Source organism: Streptomyces sp. NPDC007157, assembly GCF_040634235.1.
Lineage (GTDB): Bacteria > Actinomycetota > Actinomycetes > Streptomycetales > Streptomycetaceae > Streptomyces.
Map to the genome: position 1 here is coordinate 165,649 of NZ_JBEYFE010000020.1, position 21,344 is coordinate 186,992.

Genomic DNA, 21,344 nt, shown 5'->3' on the forward strand with positions numbered 1-21,344 from the left:
CTGTCCGAAGTCGTCACATCGAGCGAAGGATGAACTCCCGCATGCTGGAGAGCGACGGCACAACCCTGTGTGTGATCGGTGCCGGGCCGCGAGGTCTGTCCGTCGTGGAGCGCGTCTGCGCCAACGCGACGGTCACCGGACAGCGGGCGGTGCTGCACCTCGTCGATCCGTACCTGCGTCTGGGCAGTCGTGTCTGGCGGGTGAACCAGCCCCCGATGCTGCTGATGAACACGGTCGCCTCACAGGTGACGATGTTCACCGACGAGAGCGTGACCTGCGAGGGTCCCGTCTCGCGGGGCCCGAGCCTGTACGAGTGGGCGAAACTGCTCGAGCGGCTGGAGCCGTTCGTTCCCTACCCGCCGCACGTGTACGAGGAGGCCGGACGGCTCGGCCCGGACTCCTACCCGTCCCGGGCCCTGTACGGGCGCTATCTGGGCTGGGTGTTCGACCGGCTGGTGCGCACCGTCCCCGAGCACATAGCGATCGAACCGCACGGCGCGCAGGCCGTCGCGGTCCGCGACGAACCCGGCGGAACGCAGACCGTCACGCTGGACAACGGCACCCGGCTCTCCGGCCTGGACGCCGTCGTCCTGGCCCTGGGCCACGTCGACATGCCGCTGACCGGGCAGGAGCGGGAACTGGACGCCTTCGCCGCGGAGCACGGCCTCGGATACATCCCGCCCGGCAATCCGGCGGAGGCCGCACTGGAGCGGATCGCCCCGGGGGAACGGGTCGCCCTACGGGGCATGGGGCTGAACTTCTTCGACCACATGGCCCTGCTCACCACCGGGCGCGGCGGCTCCTTCGCCCGCGAGCACGGGACGCTGCGCTACCAGCCGTCCGGCGACGAACCCGTGCTGATCGCCGGCTCCCGGCGGGGAGTGCCTTACCACGCCCGTGGCGAGAACCAGAAGGGAGCCACCGGGCGGCACCACCCGCTGTTCCTGACCGAGCAGGTCATCGGGCGGCTGCGGGCGCGGCGCGGTGCGGGCGAGCCGGTCGAGTTCGGCCGGGATGTGTGGCCGCTGGTCGACCTGGAGGTCCGGGCCGTCTACTACCACGCGCTGATCGCACAGGAGCGTGGCCGGTACGACGCGGACGTCTTCCTCGGCGAGTACCGCGCGGCCGTCGGCCCGGACGCGGGCGGCGGCGCGGCCGGCCCGCGGGGCGAGGGGCCGCTGCTCCGGCGCTTCGGCGTGTCCGACGCCCTGCGCTGGCAGTGGGACCGCGTCTCGCGTCCGTACGGAGACCGGGAGTTCACGGACCCGGCGGACTTCCACGACTGGCTGCTCGGCCATCTGCGTCAGGACGTCCGGGAGGCGCACCGCGGCAACGTCTGGGGTCCCCTGAAGGCCGCCCTCGACGTGATGCGCGACCTGCGCAACGAGGTGCGGCTCGTGGTCGACCACTCGGGCATCACCGGCGCGTCCTACCGCGACCAACTGGAGTCCTGGTACACGCCGCTCAACGCCTACGTCTCCATCGGTCCGCCGCTCGGACGCATCGAGGAGATGGCCGCGCTCATCGAGGCCGGCGTCCTGCACGTCGTCGGCCCCGGCATGACGGTGAGCCCGTCGCCCGAGGGCAAGGCGTTCGTCGTGAGCTCCCCCCGGGTCCCCGGCTCCGAGCGGGAGGTGTCGACGCTCGTCGAGGCACGCCTGCCGCAGGTCGACGTGCGCACCACGCGGGATCCGCTGCTGCGGGACCTCGTGGAGCAGGGGGCCGCGCGCCCCTACGCGATCGCCGGCCCCGCGCGGCTCCGCCACCGCACGGGCGGGCTGACGGTCACCCAGAAGCCGTACCGGCTGGTGGCGGCATCCGGGGCCGTGCACCCGCGCCGCTTCGCCTTCGGTATCCCGACCGAGTCGGTGCACTGGGCCACCGCGGCGGGCATCAGGCCGGGCTCGGACTCGGTCATCCTCGGCGACGCGGACGCCATCGCCCGGGCCTGCCTGGCGGCGGGCACGGGGACCCGCTTCGCCCAGCCCGTCGCCACCGTGGAAGGAGACTGACGATGGACCCGGAGTACCTGCGCGGCGAAGACGTCCTCAGCCGCGACGCCGGTGTGCTGTCCCCGGTGTGGGCCGGCAGCGGCGAGGAGCTGTCCGACGAGGCGTGGGTGGCGGCCATGCTCGACGTGGAGGTGGCGCTCGCGCGGGCCCAGGCGCGGCTCGGGGTGGTGCCCGAGTGGGCCGTCGCCCCGATCGAGGCCGCCGTGCGGTCCAGGCCCGTCGACGTCGCCCTGCTCGCCCGCCGTGCCCGGGGCTCGGCCAACCCGGTCGTCGAACTCGTGCGCACCCTCACGGACGCCGTCGCCGGCCCGGACCCGGCGGCCGCCGAGTTCGTGCACCGCGGCGGTACCAGCCAGGACGTCCTGGACTCCGCCGCCATGCTGCTCGCGGCCCGGGCCCTGACCCGGATCGACGCCGACCTGGGCCGGACGGCCGACGCGCTGGCGGAACTGGCCGCCGCACACGCCGCGACGCCCATGGCCGGCCGTACGCTCACCCAGCACGCGGTCCCGGTCACCTTCGGGCTCAAGGCGGCCGGCTGGCTCACCCTGGTACTGGACGCGAGCGACCGGGTCCGCCAGGTGCGTGCGGCACTGCCCGCCCAACTCGGCGGCGCCGCCGGGACCCTCTCCGCCTACTACGAGTACGCGCGCCTGGCCGGCGTCGACCCGGCGGGTCACGCGGCCGCGCTGACCGCCGAGTTCGCCGCGGAGCTGGGCCTGCGCGCACCCGAGGCGCCCTGGCACACCGTGCGCACTCCGCTCGCCGACCTCGGCTGGGCCGTGGTCGCCGTCACCGGCGGCCTCGGCAAGTTCGCGACCGACGTCCTGGGGATGACCCGTACCGAGGTGGACGAGGTGGCGGAGCCGGGGGCCGAGGGCAGCGGCGCGTCCTCCGCGATGCCACAGAAGCGCAACCCCGTGCTCGCCACGATGATCGTGTCCGCGGCCCGGCAGGCACCCGCCCACGCCCTGGTCCTCGGGCAGAGTCTGCTCGCCGAGGACGAACGCTCCCCGGGAGGCTGGCAGTCGGAGTGGCAGCCGCTGCGCGAGGCGCTGCGGCTGGCCACGGGCGCCGCCCGCACCGCGGCCCGACTCGCGGAGGGGCTCGCGGTCTTCCCCGCCCGCATGCTCCGCAATCTGGACCTGACCGGCGGCGCCGTCGTCTCGGAGCGCCTGAACGCGGTGCTGGCGCCGCTGCTCGGCAAGGCGGCCGCGAAACGGCTGCTGGCCGACGTCGCGCGCGAGGCCGTCACCACCGGCCGCCCGTTCGCGGACGTCCTGGCGGCTTCGCCCCACCTGGCTGCCGAACTCCCCGACGGCACCAAGCTCGCCCATTTGCTCGACCCCGCCAACTACCTAGGGGCGGCCGAGGAGGTCGTGGAGCGCGTGCTCCACCGCCACCGCAACCGGCCCACGTCGAACGCTGAGGATTGAGATGGAAGCCCTGAGGGAAACGGTGCCGGGCGTACTGGAGGCCCAGCAGCCGTACGAATACGAGCGCACCATCCTCGTGGAGCCCGACTGGCGGCGCCTGCCGGGCTGGCGCGACATCACCCCGGAGCAGTGGCGCGACGCCCAGTGGCAGCGTGCCCACTGTGTGAAGAACCCCCGGCAACTGCGCGCTGTGATGGGCCCGTTGCTCCAGGACCGCTTCTACGAGGACCTGGAGGAGGACCGCCGGCGCTTCGCCACGATGTCCATGCTGCTGACACCGCACATGCTCAACACCATGGCGCCGCACGCGCCGACCGAACCGGTGGTGTTCACCGAGACCTTCCTCGCCGACCCGGTCCGCCGCTACATGCTGCCGGTGGCGAGCGACCGCGACCCGGAGTGGCCCAGTCATCCCTACGCCGAGCGGGACTCGCTGCACGAGACCGAGATGTGGGTGGTGGAGGGCCTGACCCACCGCTATCCGACCAAGGTCCTCGCCGAACTGGTCTCCACCTGCCCCCAGTACTGCGGCCACTGCACCCGCATGGACCTGGTGGGCGGTTCCACCCCGCAGGTGGACAAGCTCAAACTCACGCTGACACCGGCCGACCGCCAGGACCAGATCGTCGACTACCTCAAGCGCACGCCGGGGGTGCGCGACGTCGTCGTCTCGGGCGGGGACGTGGCCAACGTCCCCTGGCCGCGCCTGGAGTCGTTCCTGATGCGCCTGCTGGACCTGGAGAGCGTCCGGGACATCCGGCTGGCCACGAAGGCCCTGGCCGGACTGCCCCAGCACTGGCTGCAGCGGCAGGTGGTCGAGGGCCTGGAGCGGGTGGCCCGTACGGCCGCCCGACGGTCGGTCAACCTCGCCGTGCACACCCACGTCAACCATGTCCAGTCGGTCACCCCGCTGGTGGCAGAGGCGGCCCGGACGGCCCTGGACGTCGGCGTCCGGGACATCCGCAACCAGGGCGTGCTGATGCGCGGCGTCAACACCACGCCCAAGGCGCTGCTCGATCTGAGCATGGCCCTGCAGGGCGAGGCGAACATCCTCCCCTACTACTTCTACATGTGCGACATGATCCCCAACGCCGAGCACTGGCGGGTCGCGGTCTGGGAGGCCCAGGAGCTGCAGCATCGGATCATGGGCTACCTGCCGGGCTACGCCACTCCGCGGATCGTCTGCGACGTGCCGTACGTCGGCAAGCGCTGGGTCAACCAACTCGCCGACTACGACCGTGAGCTGGGTATCTCCCACTGGACCAAGAACTACCGCACCGGGATCGAACTCGACGACCCGGACGCGCTCACCCGCCGTTACCCGTTCTACGACCCGATCTTCACTCTGAACGAGTCGGGGCGGCTCTGGTGGCGCGAGAACGGACACAGGAAAGAAGGCTGACGATGACCATCCAGGAGAGCATCCGCGACCTGAACCGCCGTGCGGTGGTGCGCAGCGCGGAGATCGTCGCGGAGGTCCGGAGCGACGAGTGGGACGTCCCGACGCCCTGCGCGGGCTGGACGCTGCGCCGGCTGCTGGCCCATATGACCGCGCAGCACCTGGGGTTCGCCGCGGCCGCCGGGGGTGAGACCTCCGATGCGTCGGTGTGGGAGGAGAAGCCGTTGCCGGACCCGGGGCGCGCCTACGCCGACGCCGTCGGAACGGTCCTCGACGCGTTCGCCGCCGACGGCGTCCTGGAACGTGAGTTCTGGCTGCCGGAGATCCACCCGAAGATGCGCTTCCCCGCCGCCCGCGCCATCAGCTTCCACTTCCTGGACTACGTGGTGCACGGCTGGGACGTGGCCGCGTCCCTGGGGATCCCGGCGGCGTACGACGCGGACCTCCTCGACGCCGCGGCCGAGGTGGCCCGCACGGAGGTGCCCGAGGGACCCGGACGGGAGCGCCCGGGTGCGGCGTTCCGGCCGCCGCTCACCCTGACGGGGCGGGAGAGCGCCGAGGACCGCCTGCTCGCGGTCCTCGGCCGTGACCCGGCGTGGTCGCCGAAGTGACCTGCTCAGTCCGGCTGCCGGACCGGTCGGCCCAGCGTGTGGCTCTGGCCCCGGAACTCCGCGATGACCGTCCCGTCCGGCCGGCGCACGGTGACGTCGTACACACCGCTGCGGCCGAACCGGCTCCGCTCGACCGCCTCGGCGGTCAGTTCGTCGCCGGGCTCGGCCGGGCGCAGGAAGGTGACCTGGGCGCCCTGCGCCACGGTCGCCGGGCCGTGGGTGTTGCAGGCGAAGGCGAAGGCCGCGTCGGCCAGCAGGAACAGAAAGCCCCCGTGGGCCGTTCCGTGGCCGTTGACCATGGTCTCGGCGACCCGCATCCGCACGGTCGCCCGGCCCGGACCGGCGTCCTGCAGGGCGATGCCCAGCAGCTGACACGTCCGGTCCGTGGCGTACAGCTCCTCGGCCCGCTGCCGCGCGGCGAGTTCCGCGTCGTCCGTCCGGACCGTCCGCGTGCCGGTGGTCTCCGTCCCCGTCATCGAATTCCCCTTATCTGCTGGCGTCGAGGAGCAGCATGACATCGTCCGGACCATGGCTGCAGGAATTGAGAGAAATCCCGCCGTCCGAGCGCAGGGCACTGCTCGAGTCGCTCGTAGTGCTGGAGTTCAAGCGCGAACTCATGATGGACGAGACGGACGTACTGCCCCATGACCAGAGCTATTTCGAGCTCGGTCTGAACTCGCTGGGCGCCACGGACATCAGGCAGCGTCTGGAAAAGGAGATCGGCCGTCCGGTCGACTCCGCCCATCTCTTCAACCATCCGACGGTGGGGCACCTGGTCGACTTTCTGGTCGCCGAGGTCATCCCCGAGTTCTTCGCGGCCACCGCCGCCCCACCGGCCGCCCCGGCGACCGACGAGCAGGCGGGCCCGTCCACGAAGGACCTGGTAGACGACATGCTCAAGGAGCTGTACCTGTGACCGACACCCGCACCGACACCCTGGTCAAAGAGCTGCTCCTGGAGAAGTACGAGCCCATAGCCGTCGTCGGCATGGGCATCCGTTTACCGGGTGGCAACGAAAGCCTCGACCAATTCTCCGAGTTCCTCCGCGACGGGCGCGCGGGAACGGGACCCGTACCACCCGACCGGTGGGATCTGGCCGCCCTTCAGGCCGCCGAGGAATCGGCTGGAAAACGTCCACTGGCGGCCGGTGGTGGATTCGTCTCCGGATTCGACGAATTCGACCCGAAGTTCTTCAACATTTCTCCCAAGGAAGCCGAGTTCATCGATCCGCAGCACCGCTGGGCCCTGGAGTCGGCATGGCGTGCGCTGGAGTCCGCGCACATCGACCCCGACACCCTGCGCGGCGGCAACGGCGGGGTGTACCTCGGAGTCGGCCAGATGGACTTCGCGATCGAGATCGAGGCGCTGGACCTCGCGGAACTGGATGCGCACGTCGCCGCCGGCACGGCGCACAGCGCCGCGGCCGGACGCCTGTCGTACTTCCTGGGGTGGCGCGGCCCCTGCATGAGCGTCGACACGGCCTGCTCGTCGTCGCTGGTGGCCCTGCACCTGGCGGTGCAGGGGCTGCGCCGCCGTGAGTGCGACTTCGCCCTGGCGGGCGGGGTGAACGTCAACCACCACCCGCGCAATCACGTCGTGTACTCGCGCGCCAACATGCTCTCGCCGGACGGCAGGTGCAAGACCTTCGACGACTCCGCCGACGGCTACGCCCGCAGCGAGGGCTGCGGCATGCTCGTCCTCAAGCGCCTGACGGACGCCCGCCGCGACGGCGACAGGGTCCTGGCGCTGGTGCGCGGCTCCGCGGTCCGGCAGGACGGCGAGAGCGGCGGTCTGACCGTCCCGAACGGCACGGCGCAGGTCGCGCTGATGAGGGCCGCGCTGGAGAGCGCGGCGCTCGGACCGGGCGACATCCAGTACGTCGAGGCCCACGGCACCGGCACATCCCTCGGCGACCCCATCGAACTGGGCTCGATCAACAGCGTGTTCGCCGACTCGCGTGAAGAGGGCTCCCCGCTCGTCGTCGGCTCGGTGAAGACGAACATCGGCCACATGGAGGCCGCGGCGGGCGTCGGCGGTGTCGCCAAGGTGGTGTGCCAGCTGCTGGCCGGGGCGATCTACCCGCACATCAACTTCGAGACGCCCTCCCGCCACATCCCGTGGGACCGCTACCGGGTGACCGTGCCGACCGGGGGACCGCACCCCTGGGAGGCGGCGGGTCCCCGGCGGGCTCTGGTCAACTCCTTCGGCTTCGCGGGCACCATCGCCTCGGTCGTCCTGGAACAGGCGCCGCCCGCGCCCGAGCGCCCCGCCGCACCGGCCGACGGCCGCGACGTCTTCACCCTCTCCGCCAAGGACCGTCCCGCGCTGCGGGCGCAGGCCGAGAGCCACCGCGCGTTCCTCGCCGCCCACCCGGACCTCGCCGTGCCGGACCTCTGCTACAGCACCAACGTCGGCCGTACCCACCTCGGCGCCCGGCTCGCGGCCCCGGTCTCCTCCCGCGACGACCTGGACGGGCTGCTCGCCCGATACCTGGAACGCGGCGACGAAGACCCCGCGGCCACCACCGCGGACAGCGGATTCCGCGACGCGCAGGTGGCGTTCCTGTTCACCGGCCAGGGCTCGCAGTACGTCGGCATGGGACGCGCCCTGTACGACCGCTACCCGGTCTTCCGCGGCCACCTCGACGAGTGCGACCGCCTCTTCGCCGACCGGCTCGGCCGCTCGGTCAAGGAGATCATGTTCGGTGAGGCGCCGGACAGCGCCGAGGCGATCGACCAGACCCTCTACACCCAGCCCGCGCTGTTCAGCCTGGAGTACGCGACCGCCAGGCTCTGGATGTCCTGGGGCGTACGGCCCTCGGTCCTCCTCGGCCACAGCGTCGGCGAGATCACCGCGGCGGCGCTCGCGGGCCTGTTCACGCTTCCTGACGCGGTCCGGCTGGTCGCCGTACGGGCCCGGCTGATGCAGTCCGTCAGGACCCCCGGCGGCATGACCGCCGTACTCGCCCCGGCCGAGGAGGTGGCGCCCCTGCTGGAGGGCCACGCCGACGTGAGCTTCGGCGCGGTCAACTCCCCGCGGCAGTGCGTCGTCTCGGGTGGCCGGGACTCCCTCGCCGCGATCACCGCGAAGCTGGCCGAGCGGGGCGTGCGCACCAAGGCGCTGCCGGTCTCGCACGCCTTCCACTCCCCGCTCATGACCGAGGTCTTCGACGCCTTCCGGGAGGCGATCGCCGACATCGCCTTCCACGAGCCGCGGCTGAGCTTCGTGTCCAACCTCACCGGGCAGATCGCCACCCTCGACCAGGTCGGCACACCGGACTACTGGGTACGGCACATCGCCGAACCCGTCGACTTCGCCGCCGGTATGACCTGTGTGCAGGCCCGCGGGCGGCACGTCTTCATCGAGGTCGGACCCTCCTCCGCGCTCACCGGCATGGGCCGGCAGACCGGCGACCCGGCCACGCACCTGTGGCTGAACAGCGCCGCCCGGTCCGACACCGATGCCGGCACGATCCGCACCGCCCTGGCCCGGGCCTACGAGGCGGGTCTCGACGTCTCCTGGACCGGCTACCACCAGGAGTGCGGCGGCCGCCTCGTACCGCTGCCGGGCTACGTGTTCGCCAAGAAGCGCTACCGCCTTCCCGGAGCGCGCCCCCGCGCCGCCCTGACCACCCCGGGCACCGGCCCGGCGCACCACCCGCTGCTGGGCCGGGAGGTGTCCACCGCCGCCCAGCGCGCCACCGGGGAGCGGGAGTTCGCCACGCACCTGGACCCGGGCGCCCCCGCGTACCTGGCCGACCACATCGTCATGGAGCAGGCCGTCTTCCCGGGAGCGGGCTACGTCGAGATCGTCCTCGCCCTGCAGGACGCGGTCCACGGTGAGACCACCCGGCCGGTACGGGACGTACGCATTCTGGAACCGCTGTTCCTCAAGGAGGGCGAGCCGGTCGAGGTCCGCACCCGGCTGCGCACCGAACCCGGCCGGGACCCCGCCGACGGCCCGGCCGGGGTCGAGATCGTCAGCCGCGTCGACGGCCGGGACGGCGTCATCGAACGCGTCCACGCCACCGCGACCCTGGACCCCGCGCCCGACGGCCGGCCCGGCGCCGGACCGGACACCGTGATCCGGCGGCTGCGTGCCACGGCCGAGCGGCCCGGCACCCGCCAGATACGGCACCGGGCCGAGGACCTGTACGAGCACTACGCCGACCTCGGCCTGCCCTACGGGCCCGAGTTCCGGCGCGTCCTCGGGGTCGACCGCTACCCGGACGGCTTCGCGGTCGGCGAGCTCCGCGGCCTGGACACCCCGGCCCCCGAGCAGCTGCGGGCCTCGCTGCTGGACTGCGCCATGCAGACCCTCGGCGCGGCCGTGGACCTCGACGGCACCTATCTGCCCGTCGGCTTCGACCGCGTCGAACTTTTCAAGCGGCCCAAGGCGGACCTGCGCATCCTCATCCAGGTGACGCTCGACGAGACGGCGGGCGAACTCACCGCCGACATCGCGGCCCTGGAGGGCATCCGCCCGGTCTTCGCCGTCGAGGGGGTGCGGCTCAAGCGCGTCGCCGGCGCACCCGCCGACCCGGCCGAGCGGATGCTCCTGCGGCCCCGCTGGCTCAAGCGCTCGCTGCCCCCGGCCGGTACCGTCGCGCGGGGCCGCGAGGTCCTGGCCGTCCACCACGACCCGGCCGCGCTCGCCGCAGCGACACAGCGGCTGGCCGAGTCGGGCGTGACCCTGCTGCACGCCCCGGACTCGGCCACCGCGGTCCGGCTGCTCGACGAGCACCCCGCGGTCACCGACCTGTGCTGGTTCTGGACCCCGGAGCCCGGCGCCCACGGCGAGGAGCGGCTGCGCACCGAGACCGAGCGCAACTACCGCGACCTGCTCACCCTGACCGACGCCGCCGGACGTCTGGGCACCGGCCGGGACCTGCGCGTGCTGCTGGTGACCGAGCGGGCGCAGTGGCTGCCGGGCGACCGCACCGCCTCCCCGGAGCCGGACCCCCTGGCCGCCGCGTCGCTGTGGGGCTTCGGGGCCGTACTCCTCAACGAGTACCCGGCGCTGCGCGCCACCCTGCTCGACCTGGCGGGCCCGGACCCGCAGCCGCTGGTCGACGAGGTGCTGGCCGGTGACGGCACGGGCGGTGACTTCCAGATCGCGTACCGGGGCGGCATCCGCCACGTCAAGCGCCTGCTGCCCGGCACCCCGGTCACCGCCGTGGACACGGACGGCAACTTCGAACTGTCCGTCACCGAGTACGGGCAGTTCTCCGCGGTCCGCCCGGTGCCGGTCGAGGACCGCGAGCCGGCCGGGAACGAGGTCACCGTCCAGGTCCACGCCGCGGGCCTGAACTTCAAGGACGTCCTCAACGCCCTCGGGATGCTGCGCCAGTACGCCCTCGACAACGGGCTGCCGCACGAGCCGCTGCCGCTCGGCTTCGAGGCCGCCGGCACGGTCGTCGCGGCCGGGCCCGACGCCGAGTTCCGGCCCGGCGACGAGGTCGTGCTCAGCCGGATCGGCTGCATGCGGCGCCGGGTCACGGTGCCGTCCACCGTCGTGGTGCGCAAGCCCGCGAGCCTCACCTTCACCGAGGCGGCCGGGCTGCCCGCCGCGTACGTCACCGCCTACCACGCCCTGCACCACCTCGCGAAGATCAAGGCCGGGGACCGGGTGCTGATCCACGCCGCCGCGGGCGGTGTCGGACAGGCGGCCGTGCAGCTCGCACAGCTCGCGGGCGCCGAGGTGTACGCCACCGCGAGCCCCCGCAAGTGGCCGCTGCTGCGCTCCCAGGGCGTGCGCCACATCATGAACTCGCGCACCCTCGACTTCGCCGACGAGGTACTCGAGGCCACCGGCGGCGAGGGCGTCGACATCGTCCTCAACAGCCTCAACAAGGACTACATCCCGGCCGGGCTGCGCACCCTCGGGCACGGCGGCAGGTTCGTCGAACTCGGCAAGATCGGCATCTGGTCCGCCGAGGAGATGCGGGCCGAACGCCCCGACGTCGACCACCACAACTTCGACCTCAGCGAGCTGCCGCCGCACGAACTCGACCAGCTCAACCAGGACATCCTGCGCACGGTGGCCGACCATGTCGAGGCCGGCCGGCTCGGCGCCCTGCCGACCGTCGGGTACGCGCTCGACGAGATCGAGGAGGCGTTCGGGGCGCTCAGCCGGGGGGCCAACCTCGGCAAGATCGTCATCGCCTTCCGCGACGAGCACGAGCGGCCGGCCGAACCGGTCCGTATCAGCCCCGGGGAGACCTATCTGATCACCGGCGGCCTCGGCGCGCTCGGCCTGGCCACCGCCCGCAAGCTGGTGCAGCAGGGCGCCCGCCGACTGGCCCTCGTCAGCCGACGACAGCTGACGCTGCCCGAGCTGATCGAGCTCTCCGCCGAACTCGGCGACGAGACCGAGGTCAGCGTCCATCACGGCGACATCGCCGACCCCGCCGACGTCGAGCGGATCATCGGCGCCCTCAGCGACGGGCCCGCCCCGCTGGGCGGCATCGTGCACGCGGCGGGCGTCCTCGCCGACGCACCGCTGGCGGGCCAGACCTGGGACAGCATGGAGAGCGTCCTGCGGGCCAAGGTGTACGGGACCTGGCTGCTGCACCGGGCCGCCGCCGCCGTGCCCTCGGTGCGCTTCTTCGTCGGCTACTCCTCGATCGCCGCCGTCCTGGGCGCCGCCGGGCAGGCCAACTACGCGGCGGGCAACGCCTACATGGACGTCCTCATGCAGCGGCGGGCCGCCGCCGGACTGCCGGGCCTGAGCGTCAACTGGGGACCGTGGGCGGAGATCGGCATGGCTGCCTCGCTCACCGCCCAGCAGATCAAGGGGATCGAGGACCGGGGACTGAAGTTCGTGAAGCCCGGTGCCGCGCTGCGTGCCCTGTTCACGGCGCTCGCCCGGCCGCACGCCCAGACGGTCGTCGGCGCGTTCGACTGGGACGCGTACACCGCCTCCCAGCCGTTCGCCAACGCGCTGTTCAAGGACCTGCTGTCGGGCGACCGGGGGACGCGTACGCCCGAGGTCGACCTGGACGCCGTACTGTCCCGGCCGAAACCGGAGCGCGAGGCCGCCCTGCGGGAGCTGCTGCGCGCCAAGGTCGCGGAGGTGCTGCGGTACGACAGCCCACAGGACGTCGACCCCGACACCCCGTTCGTGAGCCTCGGCCTGGACTCCCTCGCCTCGGTCGAGTTGAAGAACGCCCTGGAGGCGGTGTTCCGCATCCCGTTGCCCGCCTCCACCCTCTTCGACCACCCGGCCGTACGGCCCCTGGCCGCCTTCATCGACGGCTCGCTCGTCCCGGACACGCCGGAGCCGGCGGACGAACCGGCGCCGAGCGGTGCCGGCGACGTGGAGGACCTGTCCGAGGCGGAGGCGGACGAGGAACTGGCCGCGCTGCGCGAGAGCCTGCTGTAGGACGGTGCGAGGGAACGTGACGAGCTACATCGATTATCTGGAATCGCTGTCCAGGAAGCAGCTCATGGTGATGCTCGCCCGGCAGCGCCAGGAGCAGTCCCAGGGGATCGCCGTCGTCGGCATGGGCTGCCGGCTCCCCGGCGGCCTGGACGACGCCGGGTCCCTGCGGACCGCCCTGCGCGAGGGCCGGGTGCTGGCGACCGAGGCCGCCGGTGTGCCGTCCGACAGCCTCGGCCGGCCGCGCTGGAACCTCGGCGCACCCGACCTGGCGCCGCTGGCCGACCGGCTGCGCCAGGGCGCGTACCTGAGCGACGTGGACCTGTTCGACGCCGCCTACTTCGGCATTCCGGAGCAGGAGGCGCTGCACATGGACCCGCAGCAGCGGTTGCTGCTGGAGGTCACCGTGCAGGCCCTGGCGGACGCGGGCCTGTCCCGGGAGCGGCTGCGCCGCTCGAGCGTCGGCGTCTTCGCCGGCGCCGGGCCGGTGGAGTACCCGTACGCCTGGCTGCGCGGCGGGCTCCCGGACGGCGGGCTGTCCCCGCACATGAGCACCGGCAGTTCCCCCAGCGCCTTCTCCGGCCGGATCGCCCTGGCGCTGGGGGTGGCCGGTCCGGCGATCACCGTCGACACGGCCTCCTCGTCGATGCTGACGGCGGTGCACCTGGCCGTGCAGGCCCTGCGACGGCGGGAGTGCGACGTCGCGCTGGTGGGCATCGCCAACCTGCTGCTGTCGCCGTTCAGCACCGGCATCCTCGACCGGGCCGGCATGCTGTCGCCGAGCGGCCGCAGCCGGCCCTTCACCCGCCGGGCCGACGGGCATGTGCGCGCAGAGGGATGCGGCGTCGTCGTCCTCGAACGGTACGCCGACGCCGTCTCCGCGGGCCGCCTGCCGTACGCGCTGGTGCGGGGCAGCGCGGTGCACGCGCAGGGCGACCGGCCGAGCATGTCCGTCGCCTCGGCCCGCGGCCAGAAGGCGGTGATCGAACGCGCGCTGCGCGACGCCGGGGTGTCACCCGCCGACGTGCAGTACGTCGAGGCCCAGGCGAACGGCTCCCGGCTGGGCGGTCAGATCGAGGCCGAGTCGATCGCCGAGGCCTACGAGCGGTTCTCCCCGGACGCGCCGCCGCTGCACATCGGGTCGGTCAAGGCGAACATCGGCTATCTGGAAACCGCCTCCGGCGGCCCGGGGCTGATGAAGACGGCGCTCGCCCTCGCGCACGCCGAACTGCCGCCGCAGCCCGGCGCGGACGACCTGGACCCGGACATCCCCTGGCAGCGCACCGGGCTGAGGCTCGCCGCCGCACCCCTTCCCTGGCCCGCGCAGGACGTCCGGCGCGCCGGGGTGAGCGGCTTCGGCTTCTGCGGGACCAACGCGCACGTCGTCCTGGAGAGTGCTCCCGAGAGCGGCGCCGGGGAACCGGATCTCCCCGGGCCGTGGCTGCTGCTGCTGTCCGGGCACAACGAACCGGCCCTCGCGGGCACGGCCCGGCGGCTGCTCCACCGCCTGCGCGAGAGCACGGACTGGAGCCCGGCCGCGGTCAGCCGCACGCTCGCCGAGACACGGGACCATCTGGCGGTGCGGTACGCGTCGGTGGTGCACGACCGGGCCGGTCTGCTGCGGGACCTGGCCCGGGTGGCGGACGGGGACCGGACCGCCGTCCTGGCGCCCCCGGACGGGGCGGAGCGCACCCTGCTGCTGTCCCGGCTGGCGCGGCGTCACCTGGCGGGGGACCCGCCCGACCTTGCGGCGCTGTGGCCCGAGGACGGTCCGCGCCCCCCGCTGCTGAGGCTGCCGGGTCCCGCGCTGACCGGCCGGCGCTTCTGGCCCGACCACCACGACTGGACCTGACCGTCTACGGATTGGACGCCCGAATGCACTATCCGAATCTCCGGACCGCCGTCGACACCGTGGCGTTCCACGCGGCGCGCCGGCCCCAGCAGGTGGCCCTGGTGTGCGAGGGCCGGGAGGTCACCTACGAGCGGCTGCACCGTGACAGCAACCGCTCGGCCCGCGCCCTGGCCGCCGCGGGGATCGGCCGGGGCTCGCGCGTCGCCTACCTCGGCAAGGAGTCCGAGCACTACTACGAGATCTTCTTCGCCTGCGCCAAGACGGGCGCCGTTCTCGTCCCGGTCAACTGGCGTCTCACCCCGGGCGAGGTCGACCACATCCTGGGCGACTCCGAAGCCGAACTGATCTTCGCGGAGCGGGAGTACACCGACGCGGCCGAGCGGTCCCGTGCGCGGCTGCCGTCCCGGCCCACGGTGGTGGGCGTGGACGGATGCCAGGGCAGCGGCCTCGGCTTCCAGGAGTGGCGGGCGGAGTTCCCGCAGGACGACCTCGCGGTCGAGGCGGCCCCCGACGACCCGGTGGTCCAGCTCTACACCAGCGGCACGACGGGCCTGCCGAAAGGTGTCGTCCTCGCCCACCGCAGCTTCTTCGCCATCGGTGACCTGCTGGCCGAACACGGCCTCGACTGGATCGACTGGCATCCGGAGGACGTCAGCCTCATCAGCATCCCCGGCTTCCACGTCGCCGGCATCTGGTGGGCCATGCAGGGCTTCAACGCCGGCGTGAAGAGCGTGGCCATGCGGATGTTCTCGGCCCACGACGCCGTACGGCTGGTCCGCGAGCTCGGTGTCACCACGACCCTTGCCGTGCCCGCGATGCTGCAGATGATGCTGGCCGAACCCGGCGTCGGCCCGCAGGACTTCGTCTCCCTGCGCAAGGTCACCTACGGCGGCTCCCCGATCTCCGAGACGCTCCTGCTGCGGTGCATCGAGACCCTGCGCTGCGATCTGGCGCAGCTGTACGGGCTCACCGAGAGCGGCAACACCGCGCTGTGTCTGCCGCCCGCGGACCATGTGCCGGGCAGCCCCCGGCTGCGCGCGGCGGGCCGCCCCTATCCCGGTGTCGAGGTGGCGGTGACCGGCGACGACGGCACCGTGCTGGCGGCCGGCGAGGTCGGGGAGATCCGGCTGCGCACGCCCGCGGTGATGCTGGAGTACTGGGGCCTGAAGGAGGCGACCGCCGAGAGCCTCGTCGACGGCTGGCTGCGCACCGGCGACGCCGGCTACCTCGACCAGGACGGTTACGTCCACATCTGCGACCGCATCAAGGACACCGTCATCGTGGCCGGTGAGAACGTCTACCCGGCCGAGGTGGAGAACGCCCTGTGCGGCCACCCGGCGGTGGCCGAGGCGGCGGTGATCGGCGTACCGGACGAACGCTGGGGCGAGGCCGTGCGCGCCTTCGTCGTCCTGGGCCCCGGAACAACGGTGAAGCCGAGGGAACTGAAACTCTTCCTCCGGGATCACATCGCCGACTTCAAATCCCCGAGCGGATACGAATTCATCGAGCGAGTGCCCCGGAATCCCAGCGGAAAAATCCTCCGACGGGAATTGCGCGAGCGTTTCTGGGCGGGCCGGGAACGTCGGGTCAACTGATCCGGCACGGGGCAGGGAATCACAGGCAGCGAATCACGGTCACGGAATCACAGGCAGGGAATCACGGGCAGGTAATCACCGGCAGAGAACAAGGCGTGCTCTTCATGGGTCCGGGCGGGGTGAACCCCGCCCGGACCCTTGGTGACGGCAGGTTTCACCGCTGACGGCAGCATCCCTGGTGCCGCCACTCGGCCTCGTGCCAGTAGTGGTCCGCGTCGCGCAGGGTGGAGGCCGCCGCGGTCCGTACCCGGTGCGGGTGCGCGACACTCTCGGTGGCCGCCGCGGGCCTGCGGAACGGTTCCAGCAGCTCCGGCACGGTGTGCATCCTGCCCCCGGACATCACCTGCCGTACGGCCGCGGCGGCGGCGATGTCGTGCAGCGGATCGCCCGCCACGAACACCAGGTCGGCGAGCAGACCGGGGGCGACGGCGCCCAGCCGGTCGGCCAGGCCCAGACAGCGGGCCGCGTTCCCGGTCGCGGTGGTGAGCGCCTCCCAGGGCGCGAACCCGTACTTGACCAGGGCCCGGAGGTTCTGGTGGATGCTGATGCCGATGTCGTCCAGCGCCGCGTCGGTGCCCGCCACGACCAGCCCGCCGGCTCGGTGCACCCGCAGCAGCATGTCGCAGTCGCCCACCGTCCAGGCATGGTTGAGCTCGGCGTCCGGGCCCGATCCGGCACTGTCGGCCTTCTGCCGCAGTCGCTCGTACTCCCAGTCCGGGAACAGGATCCGGGTGCGTTCGTCCTCGACCAACGACCGGTCGTCGGCGAACAGTTCCGTCGCGAACAGCGTGGTCGTGGAGATCCACATGCCGCTCGCGGCGAGCAGGTCCACGGAGTCCTGGAAGGTCCGGCCGGCGGCGAAGCTCAGCGTGCGCGAGTAGCCGAGCCGGTTGCCGCCGCCGGTGTGCTCCATCCCGTCCAGGCCCGTGCGGGCCGCCGGGTAGAGGTAGTGCGAGGTGACCGGCACACCGGCCGCGTGGCCGCGCTCCACCACCTCGCGTTCCAGGTCGAGCGGCAGCCGGATGTACGACTTCAGCAGGTCGTAGCGGAGCGCGAAGGCCCGCCGCAGGTCGCGGTCGAGCTGGGCGCGCGAGAAGACCGGACGCATCACCCGGTGCTGGCCGCGGGTCCCCTCGAACCCCTCTCCGGAACCGAAATACCGTGGCCCCACCCGGGCGCCCGCCGCCAGCGCCTCCCGGTTCTCCACCATCTGGTAGGCGGGATCACCCGGGGTCCGGCTGGTGGTCACGCCGTACGCCAGCCAGGCCCGCCCCTGCCGGTCGCCCCACTGGGGGCCGCGCCAGTGCCAGTGGTTGTGGGTGTCGATCAGTCCGGGCAGGACGGTCAGCGCGGACGCGTCGACGGTCCGGCCACCACGGACGGCGCCGCGGCGTGCCACCTCGGTGATCCGTCCGTCCTCGACGGCGATGTCCACGTCGTGACGGAGGTCGCCGCCGGTGCCGTCCCACAGGGCCCCGGCCCGTACGACGGTCCGTCCCGCGGGTGCGGGGCGGCGGCTCCAGGTCAGCCGGGTGGGGAGGGTGCGGGTGCCGGAGCCGTCGAGGCCGAGGGCGCGCAGCCGCCCGTCGGACAGGTAGAGCAAGGTGGTGCCGCGGGCGTCGATCGACAGGGAGTCCGTGGTCTCGTCGGTGAGCTGCTCGGGCTCGCCCGTGATCCGCCCGTCGGCGTCCACCGGTACCCGCCAGGCGAGGCTCTCCATGCCCACGATCAGATGCCGGCCGTCCGGCGTCCACAGCGGGCCGTCGCCGCTGCGGGTGGACAGGGAACGCCCCGGCGCCGGGGCCTGGTAGCGCACCTCGTGGGTGTCCAGGTCGACGGTGAGGATCTGGTTGTGTCCGTTGCTGCTGCGGCGGGAGTACGGCGCGACCGCGGCCAGCGCGATCAGCCTGCCGTCCGGCGACCAGGCGGGGGGACCGGGCTGGTAGAGCTCGCCCACCACCTTGGTCACCGAGCCGTCGGCGACGGTCAGCACCCAGGTGGCGCCGCCCTCGTCCTGGTACGCGATCCGGGTTCCGTCGGGGGACCAGCGCGGTGAGAGCTGGGCGTTCGGCAGGTCGGTGAGCCGCTCGCGGGTACCGGCGGCGAGGTCGTGGCGCCAGAGGTTCGCGGTACCGGCGCGGTCGCTCACGTAGACCAGGGAACGGCCGTCGGGAGACCAGTCGGGGGAGGCGTTCCAGTAACCGTCGCCCACGATCCGTCGCGGCCGCTCGCCGCCGCGCAGCAGCCACAGGGCGTTGAGTGCCCGGAAGGCGATGCCGTGCCCGTCGGGCGACAGCACCGGGTCGGCGACGCCGAGGACGTCCTGCGGGCGGGTGGAGGTGATGTCCGGGCCGCGGCGCCGGTACGGGGCCGGCCGCGTGAGGCTCACTTCGGCGCCGAACGGAATGTCGGTCCGCGTGCCGTCCAGGGTGCGGCGGCGGATGTGTCCGTCGGCGGTGTAGAGGAGTTCGTCGGCGGTGAGCCAGCAGGCTGCCAGCGGGAACACGTCCTCCCCGTCGGTCAGGGCCCGGTCGTCCAGCATGAGGTCGGCGCGCGGCCCGGTCACCCGCACATGGGTCACGTGCCGTCCGTCGGGGCTGAACGACGGCGCGTACAGGGCCGCGTCCGCCGGCCCGGTCACCAGGGTCTCGACCGCCCCCGAGAGGATGTCGACGGCCTCGACCGCCCCGCCGTCGGCGATGTAGGCCACCCGCTTTCCGTCGGGCGACCAGGTGGGCATGGAGACGTTGCGGTCGCCCTGCGTCAGCGGGCGCAGACCGCCGGTCCGGGTGTCCAGCAGCCAGATGCGCCCGGCGTTGCCGCGGTCGGAGGCGAAGGCCACCAGCCGGCCGTCCGGCGAGAACTTCGGCTCCTGGTCGTACCCCGCCCCGTCGGTCAGCCGCCGCAGCCCCGATCCGTCGGGGCCGATCCGCCACAGGTCGTACGCCCCTTCGCGGAACGACTGGAACACCAGGCTCTGCCCGTCGGGCGCCCAGTGCGGCTGGGTGGCGTCCAGCCCGTCCTCGGTGAGCCGGCGGGCCGTGCCGCCGGCCACGGGGAGCAGCCAGATCGCGTTGAGCGCGTCGAGGGCGATGGTGCGACCGTCGGGTGACAGAGAGACGGCGAGATTGGCGCCTTCGCGGGCGACGATGTGAGGTGCGGGCGCACCGGCGGCGGCGTCTGCGTTTCCGGTGACCGGTATGAGTACACCGAGTCCCGCGACACCTCCGCTTCTCAGTAACGTGCGCCGTGAAATCCGTCCGGTTCTCTCCTGGTGCGAGGAATTCGGATCGGAGCTGTTCGATGTCACGGAGTTCCCCCTGTCGTGATTCGGCGCCAGAACCTTATACCGGGGGCGTTGCGACCGAAGGGGGATTATCACGAATCCGTGGACGGGCTCGACACGACTGGAAAACCGAATGGCGGCATTGCCCGGGTATCGGGTCGGCTCACCCCTCGTAGACGGTCAGGACCGCGCCGTCGACCTCGATGCGGCGGCCCGCCCGCATGCCGTTGCCGCGCAACGCGTGCAGGCATTCCTCGAAGAGGGCGAGTTCACCGGTGTCCAGGATGGCGGCGGCCAGGTCCAGGAGTTCGGTGACCGAGGCGTCGGTGAGCACCTCGGGCAGTTCCCCGGACAGCAGGACGACGGACTCGCCGTCGGGTCCCCGGACCACGGCCGTCGCCGGTCCGCCGTGCACGAACAACACATTTCCCCCTGAGAGCCCGTGGTCGTGCGGCTCTCGCGTCCCGGGCAGGACGAGAGACTAGTCCTGGATCTTCACGGTTTCGTGCGGAGTTGGTTTCTTTTTCCGACTTGGCGAAAGACCGTCCGAGAGCGTTCGAGGAGCCGTCCGGGGGCGGTCACTTCTCCTTGGCGGGGCCGGAGGAACGGTCCAGCAGCGACTCGACCAGGGCGGTGACATGGCGGCGGTCGTCCGCCGACAGCTTCTGGACGCTCGCGATGAGCAGCGCGACCTCGGGGTCGGCGGCGCCGCCGTTCGCGCCGGCGTCCGGCGAGGTGTCGTACACATGGATCCCGCACGCCTCGGCGGCGGCCCGGCGCACGCTCTCCAGCGGGAGCTCCAGCCCCTTGGCCAGGCCCTCCAGGGTCGTCGCCTGGGGCATGCGGACCACCCGCTCGGTGGTGGCCAGATGGTGGACCGTGGAGCGGGGGACACCACCGCGCCGCGCCACGTCACCGTAGGACCAGCCCTTGCGGTCGAGGTGCTCACGGATCAACTGCTGCAGTGCGTTGGCCACTGAGTCACTTCCTGCTCGCCGCCTGCGGAGTCCGCCATGTCGCGCCGATTCTACGGTCGCCGCCGCGATCGGCCGAGAGGGTGATTTCCCGAACGGGTTGCGCGAGGGGTCTCCGAGGCCCTAGTGTCCAATCTCGTTGGACAGCACGTCCGACCAGATTGGACAGAGTCCGGGGGGAACCTGACTCGGTCCGATCGGAAATGTCTATCCCTGAGGGGGAAGCGATCATGATGGACGCCCATGAGCTCGAGGCCGAGTCCGCGGAGCTGCTGCCGGGTCGTGAGGCCCTGGGCCGGCTGAAGTTCGGCTTCGGCAAGACGGTCAACGTCACCAAGCACGTCGCGAACATCAGCGCCCACAACGAGTCCGCCGCGCTGAACGACCACTCGTCGTGGTCGGTGGCCGACTCCGGCGCCGCCCAGACCATCAGCGTCACCCAGTAGCACCGCGCCGGCGCACGGCGTCGGTGCCGACCTCGACCTCATCGCACACGAAACGAAAGGACATCCGTCATGAGCATGGACATGAACGAGCTGGAGAACGAGTCCGCCGAGCTGCTGCCGGGCCGTGAGGCCCTCGGCCGCCTGAAGTTCAGCTTCGGCAAGACCGTCAACGTCACCAAGCACATCGCCAACATCGACGCGTCCAACCAGTCCGCCGCCCTGAACGACCACTCCTCGTGGTCGTCCGCCACCTCGCAGGCCGCGCAGACGATCAGCGTCACCCAGTAGTCCCCACGAGCGCCACCGCCGTCGCCCCGGCGGTGGCGCTCGCGGCCGGCGCCGGACCGGCGCCA

Annotated in this window: 14 protein-coding genes; 10 read left to right on the forward strand and 4 right to left on the reverse strand. The window is 72.4% G+C overall.

Features of this window, described 5'->3' with window-relative positions:
• Nucleotides 1–41 precede the first annotated feature (41 nt).
• The 4 genes from ABZ642_RS31630 to ABZ642_RS31645 are packed head-to-tail and all read left to right on the forward strand — an operon-like array spanning nt 42 to nt 5,458.
• The gene (locus ABZ642_RS31630; protein ID WP_360490040.1) at nt 42–2,012 is read left to right on the forward strand and encodes an FAD/NAD(P)-binding protein; all 1,971 of its coding nucleotides are present in this window, start codon (nt 42–44) and stop codon (nt 2,010–2,012) included.
• 2 nt (nt 2,013–2,014) lie between these two features.
• Nucleotides 2,015–3,448, forward strand: coding sequence for a lyase family protein (locus tag ABZ642_RS31635; RefSeq protein WP_360490042.1), 1,434 nt, complete (start codon nt 2,015–2,017; stop codon nt 3,446–3,448).
• A 1-nt stretch (nt 3,449) separates the two neighbouring features.
• Nucleotides 3,450–4,850 (forward strand): lysine 2,3-aminomutase, encoded by a 1,401-nt coding sequence (locus ABZ642_RS31640; protein ID WP_360490044.1) that lies wholly within the window; start codon nt 3,450–3,452, stop codon nt 4,848–4,850.
• Nucleotides 4,851–4,852: 2 nt separating this feature from the next.
• Nucleotides 4,853–5,458 (forward strand): TIGR03086 family metal-binding protein, encoded by a 606-nt coding sequence (locus ABZ642_RS31645; protein WP_360490046.1) that lies wholly within the window; start codon nt 4,853–4,855, stop codon nt 5,456–5,458.
• A 5-nt stretch (nt 5,459–5,463) separates the two neighbouring features.
• On the opposite strand, the gene paaI is transcribed toward ABZ642_RS31645, so the two are convergent.
• Nucleotides 5,464–5,934, reverse strand: a complete 471-nt coding sequence (paaI, locus tag ABZ642_RS31650) for a hydroxyphenylacetyl-CoA thioesterase PaaI (RefSeq protein WP_360490048.1) — start codon at nt 5,932–5,934, stop codon at nt 5,464–5,466.
• A 35-nt stretch (nt 5,935–5,969) separates the two neighbouring features.
• Here paaI and ABZ642_RS31655 point away from each other — a divergent pair, with 35 nt between their 5' ends.
• From ABZ642_RS31655 to ABZ642_RS31670, 4 genes are read left to right on the forward strand one after another with little or no spacing between them, the layout of a single operon-like run.
• Nucleotides 5,970–6,374: an acyl carrier protein gene (locus ABZ642_RS31655; protein WP_360490050.1), complete on the forward strand. Its 405-nt coding sequence runs from the start codon at nt 5,970–5,972 to the stop codon at nt 6,372–6,374.
• Nucleotides 6,371–12,841 (forward strand): SDR family NAD(P)-dependent oxidoreductase, encoded by a 6,471-nt coding sequence (locus tag ABZ642_RS31660; RefSeq protein WP_360490052.1) that lies wholly within the window; start codon nt 6,371–6,373, stop codon nt 12,839–12,841. The genes ABZ642_RS31655 and ABZ642_RS31660 overlap by 4 nt, the downstream gene beginning before the upstream one ends.
• 16 nt (nt 12,842–12,857) lie before the next feature.
• On the forward strand, nt 12,858–14,690 hold the full coding sequence (locus tag ABZ642_RS31665) for a beta-ketoacyl synthase N-terminal-like domain-containing protein (RefSeq protein ID WP_360490054.1): 1,833 nt from the start codon (nt 12,858–12,860) through the stop codon (nt 14,688–14,690).
• Between the two features lie 23 nt (nt 14,691–14,713).
• Nucleotides 14,714–16,285, forward strand: coding sequence for a fatty acid--CoA ligase (locus tag ABZ642_RS31670; RefSeq protein ID WP_360490056.1), 1,572 nt, complete (start codon nt 14,714–14,716; stop codon nt 16,283–16,285).
• A gap of 154 nt (nt 16,286–16,439) precedes the next feature.
• On the opposite strand, the gene ABZ642_RS31675 is transcribed toward ABZ642_RS31670, so the two are convergent.
• From ABZ642_RS31675 to ABZ642_RS31685, 3 genes are all read right to left on the reverse strand, one after another.
• On the reverse strand, nt 16,440–19,595 hold the full coding sequence (locus ABZ642_RS31675) for an amidohydrolase family protein (protein WP_360490058.1): 3,156 nt from the start codon (nt 19,593–19,595) through the stop codon (nt 16,440–16,442).
• Nucleotides 19,596–19,734: 139 nt separating this feature from the next.
• Nucleotides 19,735–19,986 carry a hypothetical protein gene (locus ABZ642_RS31680; RefSeq protein WP_360490060.1) on the reverse strand — a complete coding sequence of 84 codons (252 nt, stop codon included), beginning with the start codon at nt 19,984–19,986 and terminating at the stop codon, nt 19,735–19,737.
• Between the two features lie 163 nt (nt 19,987–20,149).
• The gene (locus ABZ642_RS31685; protein ID WP_360490062.1) at nt 20,150–20,548 is read right to left on the reverse strand and encodes a helix-turn-helix transcriptional regulator; all 399 of its coding nucleotides are present in this window, start codon (nt 20,546–20,548) and stop codon (nt 20,150–20,152) included.
• 227 nt (nt 20,549–20,775) lie between these two features.
• On the opposite strand from ABZ642_RS31685, the gene ABZ642_RS31690 reads away from it, so the two are divergent.
• Nucleotides 20,776–20,991, forward strand: coding sequence for a hypothetical protein (locus ABZ642_RS31690; protein WP_207921928.1), 216 nt, complete (start codon nt 20,776–20,778; stop codon nt 20,989–20,991).
• Between the two features lie 69 nt (nt 20,992–21,060).
• Nucleotides 21,061–21,279 carry a hypothetical protein gene (locus ABZ642_RS31695; RefSeq protein WP_360490064.1) on the forward strand — a complete coding sequence of 73 codons (219 nt, stop codon included), beginning with the start codon at nt 21,061–21,063 and terminating at the stop codon, nt 21,277–21,279.
• Nucleotides 21,280–21,344 lie beyond the last annotated feature (65 nt).